Annotated in this window: 13 protein-coding genes; 8 read left to right on the forward strand and 5 right to left on the reverse strand. The window is 55.7% G+C overall.

The genetic code is table 11. The features are described from left to right. The first annotated feature begins 589 nt into the window (after window positions 1-589). Window positions 590-1027, forward strand: coding sequence for a hypothetical protein (locus tag KJ970_00535; protein ID MBU2689386.1), 438 nt, complete (start codon window positions 590-592; stop codon window positions 1025-1027). A 162-nt stretch (window positions 1028-1189) separates the two neighbouring features. Here the strand turns inward: KJ970_00535 and KJ970_00540 are convergent, their stop codons facing one another. The 3 genes from KJ970_00540 to KJ970_00550 all read right to left on the reverse strand — a co-directional run bounded on the left by KJ970_00540 (window position 1190) and on the right by KJ970_00550 (window position 5681). Further along, window positions 1190-1753: a cob(I)yrinic acid a,c-diamide adenosyltransferase gene (locus KJ970_00540; protein ID MBU2689387.1), complete on the reverse strand. Its 564-nt coding sequence runs from the start codon at window positions 1751-1753 to the stop codon at window positions 1190-1192. Further along, entirely contained in the window at window positions 1750-4476 is a 2727-nt protein-coding gene (locus KJ970_00545; GenBank protein ID MBU2689388.1) for a vitamin B12-dependent ribonucleotide reductase, read from the reverse strand. Before KJ970_00545 ends, KJ970_00540 begins: the two co-directional genes overlap by 4 nt. Before the next feature lie 314 nt (window positions 4477-4790). Beyond that, on the reverse strand, window positions 4791-5681 hold the full coding sequence (locus tag KJ970_00550) for a LysR family transcriptional regulator (GenBank protein MBU2689389.1): 891 nt from the start codon (window positions 5679-5681) through the stop codon (window positions 4791-4793). 356 nt (window positions 5682-6037) lie between these two features. Between KJ970_00550 and mtaB the strand changes: the two genes are divergently transcribed. Beyond that, on the forward strand, window positions 6038-7450 hold the full coding sequence (gene mtaB, locus KJ970_00555; GenBank protein ID MBU2689390.1) for a tRNA (N(6)-L-threonylcarbamoyladenosine(37)-C(2))-methylthiotransferase MtaB: 1413 nt from the start codon (window positions 6038-6040) through the stop codon (window positions 7448-7450). A 19-nt stretch (window positions 7451-7469) separates the two neighbouring features. After that, entirely contained in the window at window positions 7470-8783 is a 1314-nt protein-coding gene (gene miaB, locus KJ970_00560) for a tRNA (N6-isopentenyl adenosine(37)-C2)-methylthiotransferase MiaB (protein MBU2689391.1), read from the forward strand. Here miaB and KJ970_00565 read toward each other — a convergent pair. After that, window positions 8761-9357, reverse strand: a complete 597-nt coding sequence (locus tag KJ970_00565; GenBank protein MBU2689392.1) for a hypothetical protein — start codon at window positions 9355-9357, stop codon at window positions 8761-8763. The genes miaB and KJ970_00565 overlap by 23 nt on opposite strands. A 260-nt stretch (window positions 9358-9617) precedes the next feature. Here KJ970_00565 and KJ970_00570 point away from each other — a divergent pair, with 260 nt between their 5' ends. The 3 genes from KJ970_00570 to folE all read left to right on the forward strand — a co-directional run bounded on the left by KJ970_00570 (window position 9618) and on the right by folE (window position 12509). Next, window positions 9618-10769 (forward strand): cysteine desulfurase, encoded by a 1152-nt coding sequence (locus tag KJ970_00570; GenBank protein MBU2689393.1) that lies wholly within the window; start codon window positions 9618-9620, stop codon window positions 10767-10769. Window positions 10770-10875: 106 nt separating this feature from the next. Then, a complete protein-coding gene (locus KJ970_00575) occupies window positions 10876-11901 on the forward strand; it encodes a bifunctional oligoribonuclease/PAP phosphatase NrnA (GenBank protein MBU2689394.1) in 1026 nt (341 codons plus the stop codon). 5 nt (window positions 11902-11906) lie between these two features. After that, window positions 11907-12509 (forward strand): GTP cyclohydrolase I FolE, encoded by a 603-nt coding sequence (gene folE, locus KJ970_00580; protein ID MBU2689395.1) that lies wholly within the window; start codon window positions 11907-11909, stop codon window positions 12507-12509. Window positions 12510-12605: 96 nt separating this feature from the next. Here the strand turns inward: folE and KJ970_00585 are convergent, their stop codons facing one another. Then, window positions 12606-13679 carry a hypothetical protein gene (locus KJ970_00585; GenBank protein MBU2689396.1) on the reverse strand — a complete coding sequence of 358 codons (1074 nt, stop codon included), beginning with the start codon at window positions 13677-13679 and terminating at the stop codon, window positions 12606-12608. Window positions 13680-13951: 272 nt separating this feature from the next. Between KJ970_00585 and KJ970_00590 the strand changes: the two genes are divergently transcribed. Next, window positions 13952-15391: an aminotransferase class V-fold PLP-dependent enzyme gene (locus tag KJ970_00590; protein MBU2689397.1), complete on the forward strand. Its 1440-nt coding sequence runs from the start codon at window positions 13952-13954 to the stop codon at window positions 15389-15391. 21 nt (window positions 15392-15412) lie between these two features. Beyond that, window positions 15413-18100 carry an aconitate hydratase AcnA gene (gene acnA / locus KJ970_00595; GenBank protein MBU2689398.1) on the forward strand — a complete coding sequence of 896 codons (2688 nt, stop codon included), beginning with the start codon at window positions 15413-15415 and terminating at the stop codon, window positions 18098-18100. Window positions 18101-18112: the final 12 nt, after the last annotated feature.

The following is an 18112-nucleotide window of genomic DNA, read 5'->3' on the forward strand; positions in this document are numbered from 1 at the left end:
CTGCGGATGGCCCCCACTCGTCATCTTTTTGTCTCCCTTACCGGTATTCCATGTGTACAAAGTACCCATCCTAATCCATTGGGAAATAATCGATTATATGTTTGTGCCCCCGGGTGACACCTGATGTCCCTCGATCCCCCCGAAGCAACAAGACTGCCTCGACGCGGCGAACTCTGACAATTTGGTCTAACCTTATGTTTTATAACATGTTACTTAAATTTTCGGGATGTCTATCTTTTGGCATAAACCTTGCCTTACATAAAGAGTGAAACTAGGAAGTGTGTGTCGGTCGCGGTTCTGTTAACCCAACCCCGGCAGAGATGCGTGACCAGACGGAGGGCCCGTCGAATTACGCTTCGCGACCGACACCCGCTTGTTCAAAGGTTTTAAAGGATCTGAAAAGGCTGCTATCTTACAGTTGTTCCCGATGGGGAGCCTGGCGCCATTGCTGGTAGCGGGTGACTCCAGCAAGGACCTGGGGAAGGCGGCTTTTTCAATGCCCTCGTCTTTGAGCCTCCCATACATTGCACCCCGTCGGCTTGGCGATCGATTCATTCTTTGTCTTTAACAATAGAGGAGGTCGTTAACCGTGAGCTTTCAGGAGAAAGAAAGTTCCGAAAAAAGGGTGTGGGGCGCCGGCGCCTACTTTCTTGGGGCGGTTGGGGCTGTCGTGGTTCTTCTTGTCCGGCGGGAACCCTTCTGCCGGTTTCATGCGGTTCAATCGATTATCACGACGGTTGTTCTTTTTCTGGTGGGTCTATTGTTAAAAGGGCTTGCCTATCTTCCGATCTTTGGCTTCCTCTATGGCTTCCTCTTCCGGCTTTTCCAGGTCGGCGTTTTTGCGCTCTGGATCTTTCTGATGTTTCAAGCCTGGCGGGGACGGCAGTATCGGTTGCCCTATATCGGTTCATGGGCCGAGGATTCAGCCGGACCGCAGGAAAACCCCAAGCCGGTTCCACTCGATGCAAGGGAACGCCCGGCTGATGCGACGGCCACGCCGCGGGATGATGCGGACGTTACGAAATAGATAGGGCTCAAAAAAGGGGAAGGGTCCCAAATCGGGGGGTGATTTGAGACCCTGGGGCTTTGCTGCAACCATGGAGACATCAATTAATGCATCCAATGATTGATACGATACGATCCCCGATTGGTTCCTAGGATTCCCGGAGTTTCAGACTATTTTTATGAGTTAGGATAAGGGTGCCGGATTTTCCCATGGCTCTTCCGGATCTTTCAGGATGAGATGAACCTCACGAGCCCAGAGAAAGAGCAAATCACTCAATCGGTTGAGATAGATGATGATGCCGGGGGGAACCGGTTCCTCCCGATGGAGGGAGATGAGACGCCGCTCAGCCCGGCGGCAGAGGGTCCGGCTGCTGTGGAGGAAGGCGGCGGCGGGCGGGCCGGCTGGGCGGATGAACTGCCGCAGCCGCGGGAGTTTGGCCTCCAACTCGTTAATACGTTTCTCGAGCCTCGCGATGGATCGATCCGCTTCCGGCCAGAGGGTTTCCGAACCGGGTACCGGTTGTTTGGAGATCACGGCGCCCATGCTCAGGAGATCATCCTGAACCCGCCCCAGGTCGGATTTGGTTTCCGATAGAGATCCCGGCAGGTGAGCTCTGACAAGGCCGAGGCCTGCGGCGAGTTCATCGAATTGCCCGCAGACCTCTATCCTGAGATGATCCTTGGGAACCCGGCGACCTCCCTGGAGGTCGGTTTCCCCGCCGTCACCCCGTCCTGTTGAAATGCTCATGAACAACCACTGGAGCTTCCGCAGTTTAAACATTTATAGCAGGAAGCGCTGCGGATCATCATGGAGCCGCAATCGGTGCAGATCGGCGCGTCGGATTGAGCGACAAAGGTCGGATTGTCCTGTAGGAAAGTGGAGCTCTCCCCAAGAAGACCGTCGATGTCCCGGGATCCGCCGTTGTTGTTCTGTCCGTGATTCGACTCGGTATGTTTGACCTTGAATCGGTTGGCTTCATCTTCCGGCAGGAATTTCAAGGCGAGCCACCGGAAAATATAATCCACGACCGATTTTGCAAACCGAATATCCGGGTGAGTCGTCATCCCGGAAGGCTCAAAGCGGACATGGCTGAACTTTCTCACCAAGACCCTCAGGGGCACACCGTACTGAAGAGAGAGGGAGATGGTCGTGGCGAAGGAATCCATGACTCCTGAGAGTGTTGAACCTTCTTTGGACATGACGATGAAGATTTCTCCCGGTGTCCCATCCTCGAACATTCCGACCGTCAGATATCCCTTGTGCCCACCGATTGTAAATTTATGTGTCAGGGCCTGGCGCTCTTCCGGCAGTTGGCGGCGATAAGGAACGCGAGGCTGTTCACGCGTGCTGCTCTTGCTGTCCTTCCCGGTTGTTAGAGGTTGGACCGATTTGGAACCGTCCCTGTAAATGGCAACCGATTTCAATCCAAGCTTCCAAGCCTCGATGTAGGTCTGGGCGATCTCGTCCACCGTCGCTGTTTCAGGGAGATTCACCGTTTTACTGATGGCGCCGCTGATGAAGGGCTGCACCGCGCTCATCATATGGAGATGTCCCATATAATCGATGAAACGCTTGCCGTTGATGGGCTGGAAAGCGCAGTCGAAGACAGGGAGGTGTTCCGATTTCACCTCCGGGCTCCCCTCGATGGTTCCTTGTTCATCGATATACTTCAGAATCGAGCCCACCGTTTCAGGAGAATAACCCAGTCTTTCGAGGGCGTGGGGTACGGTCTGATTTACGATCTTCAACATTCCACCGCCGACCAGTTTCTTGTACTTAACCAAGGCTATGTCCGGTTCGACGCCGGTCGTGTCGCAATCCATCATGAAGGCGATCGTGCCGGTGGGCGCCAACACGGTAACCTGCGAATTGCGGACACCGGCGGTTTCAGCGAGTGAAATGGCGTTGTCCCAGGCTTCGGTCGCCGAGGCGAGAAGTTCGCTGGGAACGAGCCGCGCATTGATCTTATCGAGTTGGTACCGGTGTTTCCGAATAACCCGGATCTGAGGTTCGCTGTTCTTGGCAAAAGCCGGATAGGGACCGAGTTTCTCCGCCAGCTCACCCGATACTTCGTAGGCATGGCCGCTCATCAAGGCGGTGATTGTCGCCGCCCAAGCGCGCCCTTCATCGGAATCATAGGGCAGCCCCAGCGTCATCAGCAGGGCGCCTAGATTCGCGAAGCCTAAACCCAGTTGGTGGCAATCCCGTGAATTTTGCGTGATCTTCGCCGTGGGATACGATGCGTTATCGACAAGGATATCCTGCGCGATGATCATCACCCGCACCGCATGCCGGAACTGTTCAATAAGGAAGTTTCCATCCTCATCCAGGAACTTGGTCAGGTTGATGCTGGCGAGATTACAGGCCGAGTCATCGAGATGCATATACTCCGAACAGGGATTGCTGGCGTTGATTCGGCCCGAATTGGGGCATGTATGCCAATCATTGATCGTGGTATCGAATTGGATGCCCGGATCGCCGCAGTGCCAAGCCGCCTCGGAGATGAGACGAAGAAGTTCCTTCGCCTTAATCCGTTCAATCCGCTCACCCGTGGTGACCGCCTTCAATTCCCAATCCTCATCGTTGAGGGCGCGTCGCATGAATTCATCTGAGACGCGGACGGAATTGTTGGCGTTTTGAAAAAAGACCGAGCTGTAAGCATCGCCGTCGATCGAGGGATTGTATCCGGCTTCGATCAACTTATGGGCTTTCTCCTCCTCCTTCCACTTACAGACGACAAACTCCTCGATGTCAGGATGATCGGCGTTAAGCACCACCATCTTCGCGGCCCGTCGCGTTTTTCCGCCCGACTTGATCACTCCGGCGGAGGCGTCGGCGGCGCGCATAAAGGAGACCGGTCCGGAGGGTGTGCCGCCGCCTGAAAGGGGTTCCCTCGAGGAGCGGATCGGGGAGGCGTTCACACCTGATCCCGAACCGTGTTTGAAAATCATTCCCTCTTTGCGATACCACTCCAAAATGGAATCCATGGTGTCTTTTACAGAGAGGATAAAACAGGCTGAACATTGCGGTTTGGCTTCAATGCCGACATTGAACCAAACCGGCGAGTTGAAAGAGGTGTGCTGGGTGACCAGAAGATAGTGCAACTCATCCCGGAAGGCCGAGGCATCACTTTCTCTGTCGAAATACCCATCGCGAATGCCCCAATCAGCGATCGTGTTCGCAACCCTGCCGATCATCTGCTTGACGCTTTTCTCGCGTTGCGGCGTTCCCAGCGCGCCGCGAAAATATTTTGAAACCACAACATTTGTCGCCATCTGCGACCAGAACTCCGGCACTTCGACATTCTTTTGGTCAAAGATGACCTCGCCGGATTCATTGGTCAATGTGGCGGAACGGATGTCCCAGGTTATTGTATCAAAAGGGTGTAACCCCTCTTTTGTAAAAAGGCGCCGGAAGGTTAAGCCCTTCCCCGTCCGACAGATCTCGACTCCTTCCCTGGATGAAGCCATAGACTGTGTGGATGGAGCTTCGGTGCGTGGCGCTTGCGGTTTCAACATTCGTTCCTCCTTGTCCGCCCACGGCATGAAAAACTCATGTCCCATGCCGCAAAAAGTATACCGCAAGAGAAGCTCAAATGAAAATATATACACAATATCTAGTGGTGCAGAGGTGATGCTAACCCTAGGTCTTGTGTTCGTCAACACGATTCGAGAGAAGCCTCGATGTTTTCTTTTTTTGTCATCGATAACCGATCGACCCGGCGGTCAGCCGGGTCGATATCGAAAAATATGGATATATGCAGGGTGTTTTTTAAGGCTGGATCCTATCGATTGATGGGGCCGGATTGCAGCAGCGAAATAAACTTCTCAATGACTTGGCTTCTCTCACGACCCCGCTTTACCAGGACGCCCAAGGGGCGCTCGAAGTCATCGCCTTCCAGTCGAACCACCTTAAGGGTTTTCGCCTTTTGCTCGTTTTGAACCGTGGCTGAAGGCACGATGCTTACACCTGCATCGATTTCCACGGCCCGCTTGATGGTCTCAATATTGTCTAACTCCATGACCATTCTGACATTCACATGGGCGGCGCGGAGCAGGCGGTCAATAGATCGTCTCGTTGGAATATCCTTCTCAAAACCGACGAAGTTAAGCCCGCTCAACAACTTTATGTCGATGGCGACTTCATTGGCCATGGGGTGATCCGGATGGCAGATCAACACCAGTTCATCTGATTTGAAGGGAAGGACCTCAATGCCGGGACGGCCGACCGGATAGGCGACAATCCCCAGATCAACAACATTGCCAATGAGATCGTCATAGATCTTGTTAACCCTTGTATATTCTACATGGATGGATGCGGAGGGATACCGCTTGATGAATTCCGTGATGTAAGGGGGGAGTTCGTGGAGCCCCACACTATAGATCGTGGCGACTTTCAGTGAGCCCGTGATGATCTGGCTCAGGATTTGCAACCGGTTCTCCATCACTCGAAAACGATCTTGGATCTCCTTGGCCCCTTCGTAGAAAATCCGGCCGGCCTCTGTGGGAGCCAGGTTTCTTTTTCCCCTTTCGATCAGCCGCTTCCGGTATTTCTCTTCGAGTCCCCGGATCTGCTGACTGACCGCGGATTGGGAGATACCATTGAGACTGGCCGCACGTGAGAAGCTTTGAGTTTCTATGACATCACAAAAAATCTTCAGGGATTCAATCTGCATACATCACCTCATCTGAGAGGGGGGTCATTAGGGTGTCTAATCGCGCATTACTTCTTCCATATCACCAACTGATATACTGTTATAAGGAAAACGTCAACACAGAATTTCATTTTCTTTCGAATCAGAAGAGTAAAAAGTTTGTGGTCATCCCACCAAGCTTCCCCTGGGGAATCCCCCTCTGGTGGAATTCCCCCCTTCCCGGTGCTGAAGGAAACGGTTATGTTATCTAGTCGTTACGGGGGATCGCCCCATGGCTGAAGCGGCCGGTGAACCGGTTCGGGAGCTACCTCCCGCTACGCCGCGCCTGCGGCTGAGACTTTGTTGACACTGTAGAGATCGGAATAGGAAGACGACGGATGAGATCCAAAATCCCACCCAAGAAATCTTACGGTGATGAGGTCCGGGAATCGGTACACGGATGCCCCGGTCGGGGTGGGACTTTTACTGTTTATGCCTTGGGCTGCCGGGTGAATCAGGAAGAAATGGAGTGCCTGCGATCACAGCTCCTCGCCGCCGGATATAAAGAGAGACCATTCGGTGACCCCGTCGATCTGACGATCATCAACACCTGCACGGTCACCGCCGCCGGTGATCGTGACGGCCGGAAGTTGCTTCGGAAAGCCCGGCGTTTTTCGCCCCAGGGTCGTATTGTCGCGACCGGGTGCACCGCACAGCGAGATCCCGGTGCTCTCGATGATCTTCAGGTCGCCGATTTGATTTTGGGCAATCGGGAAAAGGGGAATCTCGCTCTCTACCGCGGACTTTTGGCGGATCCCTCCCCTGAAGGAGAAACGACGGTCCCAGCAACCGGCATCCTTGTGGATGACGACCCCAGCCCGCAATGTTTTCTGACCCATGCGCCCGGTTTCTCGACGGCGCGGACACGAGCCACTCTCAAGATTCAAGACGGATGTAATGGACATTGCACCTATTGCATTATTCCGGCAGTCCGGGGGCCATCGATCAGCCGTCCCTGGAAAGAGATTCTCTCCGAGGCCGGGGGCCTGATCGCCCGGGGAGCGAGGGAGATTGTCCTGACCGGGATCAATACAGGTTCCTACGGATGGGAGGCCCGGCCGGGCGCCGAAACCGATTTGGCTTCCTTGGCGGAGAGGCTGGCGGGGCTTGCCGGCCTGGAGAGGATCCGGCTGGCTTCCGTCGAGCCGGGATATGTGACGCCGCGGCTTCTCGATCTCATGACCCGGATGAGGTCTCTTTGTCCCCACCTGCATGTGCCCCTTCAGTCAGGCGACGACGAGATTCTCAAGAGGATGGGGAGACCTTACCGCACAGGGGAATTCGCCGATCTTGTGAGGCGGATCAGAGCGGTCACGCCGAGGATCACACTGGGGACCGACATCATTGTTGGATTTCCAGGGGAGACGGAAGATCATTTTCGTAGAACGCTTTGTTTTGTTAAAGAGCAGGATTTCTCCTATCTGCATGTCTTCTCTTATTCTCCCCGGCCGGGCACGCCGGCGGAGCGCCTCGAGGGAACCGTCGCGGATGGGGAGAAAACCCGGCGCAGCCGCCTCCTAAGAGATTTGGATTCCCATCTCCGGCGGGGTCATATGGCGTTAAGGAAGGGATCCCAGGACCGGATTTTGGTGGAGAGCTCGCATCATGGAGCGGGGGATGGCCTGACGGCGGACTATCTCCGCGTCGTGCTGAACGAGGGGGCGGCTGGATCAGGCGAGATGATGGATGTTGTCATCGGCGAGCCGGTCGACGACCACCATGTGCGGGGTATCATACCGCACGGAATGTGAACGAAAGGATTATTGAGCGGTGAAGAAGGGCGCCTTCTACGTTGAAACCTACGGCTGCCTGATGAATGTCGCTGACAGTGAGCTGGTCAGTGGAATCCTCGAAGAGGCCGGCTACGCCGCCGCGGCGGATTTGGATTCAGCGGATATCATTTTGGTCAATACCTGCGCCATCCGGGAAAATCCCGAGGAGAAGGTGATTCAGCGTCTGATGCAGTTGGCGCTGCGAAAGCGGATGAGACCCGATCTGATCCTGGGCATCATCGGATGCGTTCCAAAGCATATCGGTCCCGCCATCAGCGAGTCCCTGGCCGGGGTCGATCTGATCCTCGGACCCGATTCCTACAGCCGGCTGCCGCAATTGATCGAACGATCCGCGGTAGAGATACAGATCGACCTCGGTATGGATCCCCAAGAGACATTTGACCGCCACTCCCCGAAGCGGACCAGCGGTGTTAATGCGTGGATCACCGTAATGCGGGGATGCGACCGCTTCTGCTCCTACTGCGTTGTTCCCTATGCGCGGGGGCGGGAGAAATGCGTTTCCTGCGAACGGATTCTGGATGTGACGGCCCGGGCCGCGGCGGAGGGCCATCCGTCGATCACACTTCTAGGCCAGACGGTCAATACCTACCGGGATGGGGATATCGATTTTGCCGCTCTGCTGGGAAAGGTGGCCCAAATCGATGGTGTCGCAAGAGTGAGATTTACATCGCCGCATCCCATCGATTTCGCAACAGAGGTCTTTGAGGTGATGGCCCGGGAACGCGCTCTCTGCCCGCATATCCATCTGCCCCTGCAATCCGGTTCGGATCGGATGCTTGAGCGGATGAACCGGGGGTATACGCGCGCGCAGTATCTGAATCTTGTTGAAGAGATCCGTCGGATCGTACCGAATATGGCCTTGTCGACCGATGTCATTGTCGGATTTCCCGAGGAAACCCCCGGCGACTTTCAAGAGACATTGAACCTCATGCGGGAGGTTCGTTTTGATTCCGCCTTTATGTTCAAGTATTCCGAGAGACCGAAGACATGGGCCTGCCGCCATCTCACCGACGATATACCCGATGAAGAGAAGGGCCGCCGCCTCCGGGAGGTGATCGATCTCCAAGAGTCGATTTCAAAGGAGATCTATGAATCCTACATCGGCCGGGAGGTGGAAGTGCTGGTCGAGGGGCCGGCCCGCAGGGATCCCGGGCAGGTCCAGGGCAAGAGCCCTGACTTCAAGACCGTGGTTCTGGCGGCGGGGGCGCGGGAGATCAAAGCCGGAGATTTTGTGAAAGTCCGGATTGAATCGGCGACATCCCATACCCTCAGCGGGGTAATTCCAGGATAATATTCGAACCTTTGTCACGCCGCGATTCAAATCGGGGCCGCCAACCCACCACGAGGGCGGCGACGGAGAGAACCAGGGCTACCCCATGAAGAGATTGTATACCGGCTTGAAGATCGGGCAGCGCCGTAAAAAGAAACTCCTTCTGATCGGGTTGAATCATCGCCGATCGTAAAACAGCCGCCATCCGTTCCGTAAGAAAGATCTGACAGCCCACCAGGGTGAGCGTCATCAGCAGCAGAAGGAACATCTGGTAAAGATGGATGCGGGGTCTGCGCAGCTTTGTATTGTAGAGGATGAGAATCGTACCGAGAAAAAAGGCGCCGGCGGCCCCACCCATTAAATTGACGAGACTGGAATATCGCACGCAGAAGGCGGCCGCCTCGGACGGCGGCAGGGAATCCCATGTCAGAGCGGGAAGGATCGTCGCCGAAAGGAAAAGCAGGCCCGCCCAGGCGGCAAGAAGCATCAGATGGGACGATTCCACCAGATCGGCGGGGCGCCCCGGCCGCGAGACTCTCGGAAAATGATAGATGTATGTCCCTACCGGGGCTCCTTTTAGACTATCCTGGCTCATTCCCCTCTCCATGTGGCCGGATTTGGGCTGAATACCCCTTTCCGGTTGTATAAGTATAGCATGGATTTCACGGGAATGACACCTTGCCGGCTCGGAGCCTCAGTATCGGCCGGTTTCGCAAGAAGCCCGACCCAGGAAACGGGTTGACGGACTCCACGAATGAGGCTGAGAATACAAAGTCCTCAAAGAGATTTTTGGGCCTTCGAGGCTGCAAGAAGAGGTTGTAAGCAGAAATCATGGATTCCCCAAGAAGAATCTATATGGATTACGCCGCCACAACGCCGGTCGATCCCCGGGTGTTGGAGGCGATGATGCCCTATTTCAAGGAGAGATTTGGCAACGCTTCCAGCCGGCATCACGCTTGGGGGTGGGAAGCGGAAGAGGCGACGGTGATGGCCCGCGAGGAGGTCGCTCAGCTTATCGGCGCCGTGGCGAGAGAAATCATTTTTACCAGCGGGGCGACGGAGAGCAATAATCTGGCGCTGCGGGGGGTCGCGGAATTCCATGGGATCGATGGGGGCGCGATTGTCTCCTCGCCGGTCGAGCACTCATCTGTACTCAATGCGGTTCGCGCCCTCGCCGAGCGCGACCACACGATACACTTTCTCCCCATCGATTCCGAGGGGAGGGTATTGTTACAGGGGATTGATGAAATTCCCAACTCAACCCTTCTCATATCCGTCATGTTGGCGAATCATGAAACAGGTGTCCTTCAGCCGGTTGAAGAGATCGGACGAATGTGCAAGGAGAGGGGGATCCTCTTTCACATTGATGCGACACAGGCGGTGGGGAAGATTCCGATCGCCGTCGACCGGCTCGGAGCCGATCTCCTATCCCTCAGCGGCCACAAGATCTATGGGCCGAAGGGGGTGGGAGCCCTTTACATTCGCAGCCGGAAACCGAGGGTTCGTCTGCGGGCGTTGATCGAGGGAGGCGGACAGGAACGAGGATTCCGCTCGGGGACGCTTAATGTACCAGGTATTGCCGGCCTTGGCGCCGCCTGCCGGCTGGCGAGGGAACAACTCGAGATGGACCGGGAACAAATCACCCGGCAGCGAGACGAACTTCAGCGCCGGCTCATGTCGATTTCCGGGGTGCATGTTCATGGGGGAAACGCCGAGCGGGTCTGCCATATTCTTAATATAAGTGCGAAGGATCTCACCGGCGAAGGTCTCCTGACCCGCCTCAAGGGAGTGGCCGTATCCACCGGGAGCGCCTGCGCCTCCGGAAGCCTGGAACCCTCGCATGTATTGACAGCCATGGGTGTGGCGCCGCAACGGGCGCGGAATGCGATCCGTTTCAGCCTGGGACGGATGACCACGGATGAAGAGGTCGTGGCTTCCGCCTATGAAATGGAGCGGGCGATTGTGGAGGCGCGCTCCGCGGTATCAAGAAAGTTCGCCGATCCATAATTTCTTGAGGGGTGCGGGTTGAAAAAAGGTGACGAGATTCCCTTTTCCAAGGGTATATTCTCTCAAGGGAATCTCACGGAAAGAATGACTTGTCGTAGGGGGTGTCTTGGCTTCATCAGCGCAGCATTCCATCGCCCAAACGCCGGCCTGGGATCGATTGGATGAGATGATTACCGATGCGCCATCGATTTTATTGGCCTCTCATATTTTCCCGGAAGCCGACAGTCTTGGCTCGGAGGTCGCCCTCGCCCTTTATTTGAAAACGATGGGGAAGAAGGTCAGGATCTGCAATCCGACGCCGGCGCTCCCTTCCAGCCGTTTTCTGGAGAAAATGGCGTCGGATCACGGCATTGCCATCGAAACAGGGCGACCTGAATTGGAAGATGCCGGATTAGTTATCATTCTTGACGTCTGCGATTGGGATCATATGGGTGCTTTAGGGGCGGTCATTCGTGATAGCGGCCTTCCAAAAGTCTGTCTGGATCATCATAGTCCCCGCGGCGAGTTCGCCGACCTGGATGTTATCGAGCCCGATGCGGCGTCGGCGGGAGAGATTGTCTTTCGATACCTGGAAGCAAGAAACGCGGAGATCACGCCGGAGATTGCGACGGCAATTTATGCTTCGCTCATCTTCGATACCGGATGCTTCCGTTTGCGGAATACACGCGATGAAACCATCACTTTGGCCGCACGATTGATTGAATTCGGGGCATCCCACGGCGAGATCTGCCGGTTGCTCTTCGAGAATGAGAATTACGGCCATCTGGAGCTTCTTCGCATGGCTTTGGGCTCCCTGGTGACCGAGTGTCATGGCCGCCTGGCCTGGACCGTCATAACAGAGGGAATGTTCAGTCGAACGGGCACGAACTTTAACGATGCCGACGGGATACTGGATCATCTGGTTATGATCGAGAATCTCGAAGTAGGCGTCCTTTTCAGGGACTGGGAGGAAGGGGGCGTCAAGGTCACCTTCCGCTCAAAAGGACGTGTGGATGTCTCGTCGATCGCCCGCCGTCTTGGGGGAGGCGGACGGCCGACAGCCGCCGGTGTTCTGCTGCCCTTCCCGCTTCGCGAAGCATTGGAGACAGTCTTGCCCCGCATCCGGAAGATTCTCGGCGGCGGTGTAATGTAAAAATCATGAGCCCAGCAGATAAAAATAAATCCCCGGCGGATATCGAGCCGGAGGTCTTTGAGAGAATGGTTCACGAAATGCTGTCCTATTTGGGTGAAGACCCCGAACGGACGGGGCTTCAAGATACTCCCAAGCGGGTTCGCAAGGCGCTCGAATATTTTACACGGGGATATCACCAAAATATTAACGATGTCCTCAACAACGCGATTTTTGAAGAAGAATGCGATGAGATGGTTATCGTGCGGAATATCGATTTCTTCTCGCTCTGCGAGCATCACATGCTGCCGTTTTATGGCAAGGCGCATGTGGCCTACATTCCCAACGGAAAGATTGTGGGTTTGTCCAAAATTCCGCGGCTGGTCGAGGTCTTTTCCAGGCGCCTGCAGATTCAGGAGCGTATGACGCAGCAGATCGCGCGAACATTGAATGATTTGATCCATCCCAAGGGCGTCGGTGTCGTGGTGAATGGGTTTCATCTATGTGTCGCCATGCGGGGCGTGGAGAAATTGAACGCGATGGCGACAACGAGCGCGATGCTGGGGACGTTCCGTGAAAATCGCGCGACACGGGCGGAATTCATGGGCCTCATCGAAACAAAGGCGCGATGACGCTCCGGCCGATTCACGCCTGTTGAATCCGCAACATTAAAACGCCCCTCGATTGTAAAACCGAGGGGCGCTCTTCATGCGAGATGAACGGAACTTCTAGATCTCATCGAAGAAGTAGGGCTGCAGGCACTGGAGTCTCGCTTCCCATTCTTCCGGATACATAAACCAGAGCACCACCGCGACACTTGACAGCAGCGAGTTGCCGTCTTGAGGCGTAAAGCTGAAGCCGATGACGCTTCCGTCACCGGTGACATGCAGCGACTGAAGCGGCACCACGGTCTGGTTGAGAATCCGGCCGTAGTGTCCGTGATCCCGTCCAAACGAGAAGATCGCGTTGGCGGATTTTTTCTCGGTGACCGCGACTCTTTCATTGTCGCGGATGCGGGAAATGGCTTGATTCAGTGTGATGGGTTTGTTCAGGGTGATATCAAACCATACATTATGCATATACTGCGTATTCAGTTTAATGGCGGATGAGAAAAGATTCAGATCCATGCCCAATGTTTGGAAGAGGTGATAGGCATCCCGGGCGTGGTGTGTGCCGAAGCGGGGGTCGCTGTGTTTGCCGACTTGAGGGGCCGGAAGGAAAGAGCTGTCCTGGCTGATATCATTTGCCCTTCTCATCATGACGAATTTGGCCGATTTGAGGTTTTCGGGGCCCTCATGCGCCAGTACGAGGGAATGCAACAGCACGGCGATATTATGTGTGTTGCAGGATACGACTTGAACAAACTGATCTTTCCCGCGTATAAGCGCTGAATCGTTCATACCGCGGGCATACATTTTTCCAAATCCGAATTCCGAGCCTTGGGCGATAAAGCCCAGCGTGTTGTGCTTGAATTTTTCGTAAAAATCGATTTTGTTCTGGTGTCCCACCCCGGATGGCGTGCAATCAATCACAACATCGGCGTTATTCAAAGCGTCGAGGTGATTTGAATGAACCTTCATCCCAAGGTCCTCAAAATGTGGAATCGATTCGTCATCTGTCGACAAGAGCGCGCCACGTCTGATGAGATCAAGCACCTTGGAACGATCAGAGGTTAACGGCTGGCGTTTGTGAAAGGAGACGACGTCAATCCCAAAATCCTTCTTAAAATCGCACAGCAGCCCGATGAGAGGCTCACCGATGGTTCCGGTGCCAACAACATGGACCTGGCGTTTCTTGCTCATGGTTTCATTTCCTCCTTGGGGGGCTGAAATTTCTCATGATTCCCGTCATCGAATTTCCTCCGAGGTTTGTCATCCCCAGAAAGATCTATTATTCCCTAAAAAGACCGATTTGAAAATGCCGTGACGGCGCCAGATTAACAGGAGAGCGAGAGGAGTCAAGTTTCTGGCGAGGCCGCCTTGACCAGCGGCGCCCGGGACTGAGACAATCCCCCCATTGCGAGGTGATATTTCAGGGTCCAATAGTCCAGTTTCAGATAGGGAGGGAGAGACCCATGTCGCTGGAAGATGCAGCCGGAACCCGGTTGGAGGTGAACGCCACTGGAGAGGATAGATTCGCCGCATTTCCGGTCATCGGCGCCAGACGCCGTGTGCCGCTCTTGGACGGGCGCTGGGTGAACCAAATCTTCCTTGATAACGCGGCAAGTACGAAGCCTTTTCAGGCCGTCAGTGATTTTCTGCAGGAAATCCAGCACTACTACTCCAATATTCATCGAGGGATCGGTTTCGACTCGGCCTTCTGCACCCACCGCTATGAAGAGGCCCGGGATATCATCGGTGGCTTCGTGGGATGGGATCCTTCTCGTGATGTAGTCATTCCCGTTCGAAATACAACGGAAGGGCTCAACCTTCTCGCTAATACCATCCCATTCGAGCAGGGTGATCGTGTCTTGATCTCGCTGCTGGAGCACCACAGCAACGATCTCCCCTGGAGGGGAAAAGCCCGGGTCGAGTTGATTCCCATCGACAAAAATGGGCGGGTCGATTTTGAAAGGCTGGAAGCCCAGCTCGATCCTGCCAAGGGCCGGGTCCGGCTGATCAGCATCACGGGGGCCTCGAATGTCACGGGAATCATCCTTCCCATACACGACATCGCACAGATGGCCCATCAGCACGGAGCCTATATGATTGTGGACGGGGCCCAGCTGGTACCGCACCGCCGGGTCCGGATGAGATCCCATGATGATCCCGGCCATATCGACTTCCTCGTTTTCAGCGCCCACAAGATGAATTCTCCCTATGGGGAGGGGGCCGTGGTCGGACGGCGGGACCTCTTTGCCGCAGCGATTCCCTATTTGCAGGGGGGGGGCACCGTTTACTCTGTCAGCTTGGATCATGTCGTTTGGGCCGATCCACCGGACCGCCAGGAGGCGGGAACACCGAATATTCTCGGGATGTTCGCCATGGCCAAGGCGATTCAGGTGATGGAAGAGATCGGGATGGAAACGGTGGAGGCGCATGAGCGCCGGCTGACGGAGCGGCTTCTTGATGGAATGGCATCGATTCCCGACATCGGCGTTTTGGGTCCCAAGGATCCCGCTCATACCGAGGACCGGCTGGGTGTGGTCACCTTTATGATGGCGGGTTTGCATCACGCCCTTGTGGCGGGGATACTTTCCTACGAATGGGGAATCGCCATTCGCCAGGGATGTTTCTGCGCGCATCCCCTCATCAAGAATCTGTTGAACATTTCCAAGGAGCAGGAAAGACTTTTTGAAGATGAGATTCACCGCGGGGACCGCCGGAATACTCCCGGCGCGGCCCGGGTCAGTCTGGGCGTCCATAATATTTCTGAAGATGTCGACACTTTTGTGGAGGCTCTTCGGCTCATCGCGCGAAAGGAATGGAAAGGACATTACAAACAGGATATCGCGACCGGCGAATTCCTTCCCGAGAACTTCCATTTCGACTTTTCTCCACTCCCTGGCTTCTAGTTCCCTCAAGGAGGCAGTCTCATGAGTTCCAAGGCAAATCCACTCGTATCCAGATCCCGGCTTCAAGCCGCCGGTTCGTCCTATTCCATGTATCGCCTAAAGGACCTGGAGAAAGCTGGATATAGTGATTTTTCCCATTTACCGGTCACGCTGCGGATTCTGCTCGAGAACCTCATCCGTCACGAAAGCGGGTCCGTCGTCGAGCGGAAGGATATTGAAGCCCTCATCCGCTGGGATCCCAAGGCTGTGCCGAAAGATGAAATTTCCTTCTATCCCGCGCGCGTCGTTCTGCAAGACTTCACCGGCGTGCCGGCATTGGTCGATTTTGCGGCGATGAGGGATGCGATGGTCGAACTAGGGGGGGATCCGGAAAAGATAAACCCTCTTCAGCCCGCCGATCTTATTATCGACCACTCGGTTCAGGTTGATCTCTACGGTTCGCCTGATGCTTACCACAAGAATACGGCGCGTGAGTTCGAGCGGAATGGTGAACGATACAGATTTCTAAAATGGGGGCAGTCCTCTTTCAAGAATTTCCGCGTGGTGCCGCCGGGGATGGGAATTATACACCAGGTGAACTTGGAACACCTGGCGGAGATTGTCTGGACCTATGATCAGGAAGGTTCGCTGCTCGCCTATCCTGATACCCTCGTGGGAACCGATTCACACACGACCATGATCAACGGCTTGGGTGTCATGGGATGGGGTGTCGGCGGGATCGAAGCCGAGGCGGCGATGCTGGGCCAGCCGATCTCCATGCTCATTCCGCAGGTCATCGGATTCCGCCTGAAGGGCCGGCTGTCCGAAGGGATCACCGCCACCGATCTCGTTATCACCATCACGCAGATTCTCCGCAAGGAGAATGTCGTCGGGAAGTTTGTCGAGTTTTTCGGGCCGGGGCTCGATTCCCTCAGCCTGCCGCATCGCGCCACCGTGGCGAATATGGCGCCTGAATACGGGGCGACAATGGGATTCTTTCCCGTCGATGAGGAGACGCTGGATTATCTGCGGATCACCGCTCGATCAGAACGTGTGATTGAGCTGGTGCGGGCCTATTTGAAGGAACAGGGTCTCTTTCGAGAGCCGAACACACCGGAGGCCAGTTATACAAAAGTGATCGAATTGGATATATCAACGGTTGAGCCTTCGATGGCCGGACCGAAACGGCCGCAAGACCGCGTTTCGCTTTCCGGCGTCCGTGAGAGTTTCACCGCCTTCCTGAAGACACAGGCGCCGGGCGCCAAGCGCCGGACCGCGAAACCCGCCACCCCCGCGGTGAGCGGCCTGGATCATGGCGCGGTGGTGATCGCCGCGATTACGAGTTGTACAAATACATCGAACCCCGAGGTGCTTGTAACGGCCGGTCTGTTGGCGCGGAACGCCGCCGCCAAAGGTCTCAAAGTGAAGCCCTGGGTCAAGACGAGTTTTGCCCCCGGATCGAGGGCGGTGTCCGGCTATCTTCAAAGCACGGGCTTGATGAGCCATCTGGAAAGGCTCGGCTTCCATCTTGTGGGATACGGATGCACGACCTGTATCGGGAACTCGGGACCCTTGCCGGAAGAGGTGGCCCGCATCATCCGCGATAAGGATTTGGCGGTCGGGGCGGTTCTCTCCGGCAATCGCAACTTTGAAGGCCGGATCCATCCCCTGGTAAAGGCCAACTATCTTGCCTCACCGCCGCTGGTCGTGGCCTATGCCTTGGCCGGCTGGCTCGACCTGGATCTGACGACCGAGCCGCTGGGCGAGGGCTCTGACGGCAAACCGGTCTTTCTCCGGGATATCTGGCCGATCGAGGAAGAGATACGGGCCGAGGCGCAGGCCGCCATGAATCCCGAGCTGTTCAGGGAGGGTTACGCTGATCTCTTTGGGGGCACCCCGGAGTGGAAGGCTCTAAATGTACAAGAGGCCAGCTGTTTCCCTTGGGATGATGATTCGACCTACATCAAACGCGCTCCCTACTTCGACGGGATCTCACTCGATCCGCCGGGGCTCAAGCCCATTCATAAGGCGCGTGTGCTGGCCCTGCTGGGCGATTCCGTCACGACCGATCATATCTCGCCGGCGGGAGCGATCCCCACCGAGAGCCCCGCGGGGCAATACCTGCAATCCCATGGCATCGAGGTGAGAGACTTCAACTCCTTCGGATCGCGACGGGGGAATCACGAGGTGATGATTCGCGGCACCTTCGGCAATATCCGCCTGAAGAACCTTCTCACGCCGGGCGTAGAAGGCGGGGTGACGGTTCATTTTCCCGATGGCGGACAGCAATGGATCTACGACGCGGCGAAGCTTTATCAAAACGAGGGTGTCCCGCTGTTGGTCATCGCCGGAAAGGAATATGGTACCGGTTCCTCGAGGGATTGGGCGGCAAAGGGCACGCTGCTACTGGGTGTCCGGGCCGTCATCGCGGAAAGCTATGAACGGATTCACCGGAGCAATCTCGTTGGGATGGGAGTCCTGCCGCTGCAGTTTCTTCCAGGCGAGGGCCGCGAGTCACTCGGTTTGACCGGTCATGAGATCTTTAACATTGATGGGATCGGAGATAATCTCGAGCCCGGGCAGCAGCTCGCCATTCGGGCCGTCGGCGATGGGGGGAAGGAATCCTCATTCAAGGCCGTTGTTCGAATTGACACACCGCAGGAGATGCTTTTCTGCCGGCACGGCGGGATCCTGCCCTATGTCCTCCGCCGGCTCCTTAAAATGAGCTGATGCGATCGAGTT

Source organism: Candidatus Eisenbacteria bacterium (genome assembly GCA_018831195.1).
Classification (GTDB): Bacteria; Eisenbacteria; RBG-16-71-46; order CAIMUX01; family JAHJDP01; genus JAHJDP01.

Excerpts from the sequence above, each read along its gene's own strand:
- KJ970_00540 (MBU2689387.1), bottom strand. The coding sequence starts at position 1,753 with ATGAGCATTTCAACAGGACGGGGTGACGGCGGGGAAACCGACCTCCAG.
- KJ970_00545 (MBU2689388.1), bottom strand. The coding sequence starts at position 4,476 with ATGGCTTCATCCAGGGAAGGAGTCGAGATCTGTCGGACGGGGAAGGGC.
- KJ970_00550 (MBU2689389.1), bottom strand. The coding sequence starts at position 5,681 with ATGCAGATTGAATCCCTGAAGATTTTTTGTGATGTCATAGAAACTCAA.
- mtaB (MBU2689390.1), top strand. The coding sequence starts at position 6,038 with ATGAGATCCAAAATCCCACCCAAGAAATCTTACGGTGATGAGGTCCGG.
- KJ970_00565 (MBU2689392.1), bottom strand. The coding sequence starts at position 9,357 with ATGAGCCAGGATAGTCTAAAAGGAGCCCCGGTAGGGACATACATCTAT.
- KJ970_00570 (MBU2689393.1), top strand. The coding sequence starts at position 9,618 with ATGGATTACGCCGCCACAACGCCGGTCGATCCCCGGGTGTTGGAGGCG.
- folE (MBU2689395.1), top strand. The coding sequence starts at position 11,907 with ATGAGCCCAGCAGATAAAAATAAATCCCCGGCGGATATCGAGCCGGAG.
- KJ970_00585 (MBU2689396.1), bottom strand. The coding sequence starts at position 13,679 with ATGAGCAAGAAACGCCAGGTCCATGTTGTTGGCACCGGAACCATCGGT.
- KJ970_00590 (MBU2689397.1), top strand. The coding sequence starts at position 13,952 with ATGTCGCTGGAAGATGCAGCCGGAACCCGGTTGGAGGTGAACGCCACT.
- acnA (MBU2689398.1), top strand. The coding sequence starts at position 15,413 with ATGAGTTCCAAGGCAAATCCACTCGTATCCAGATCCCGGCTTCAAGCC.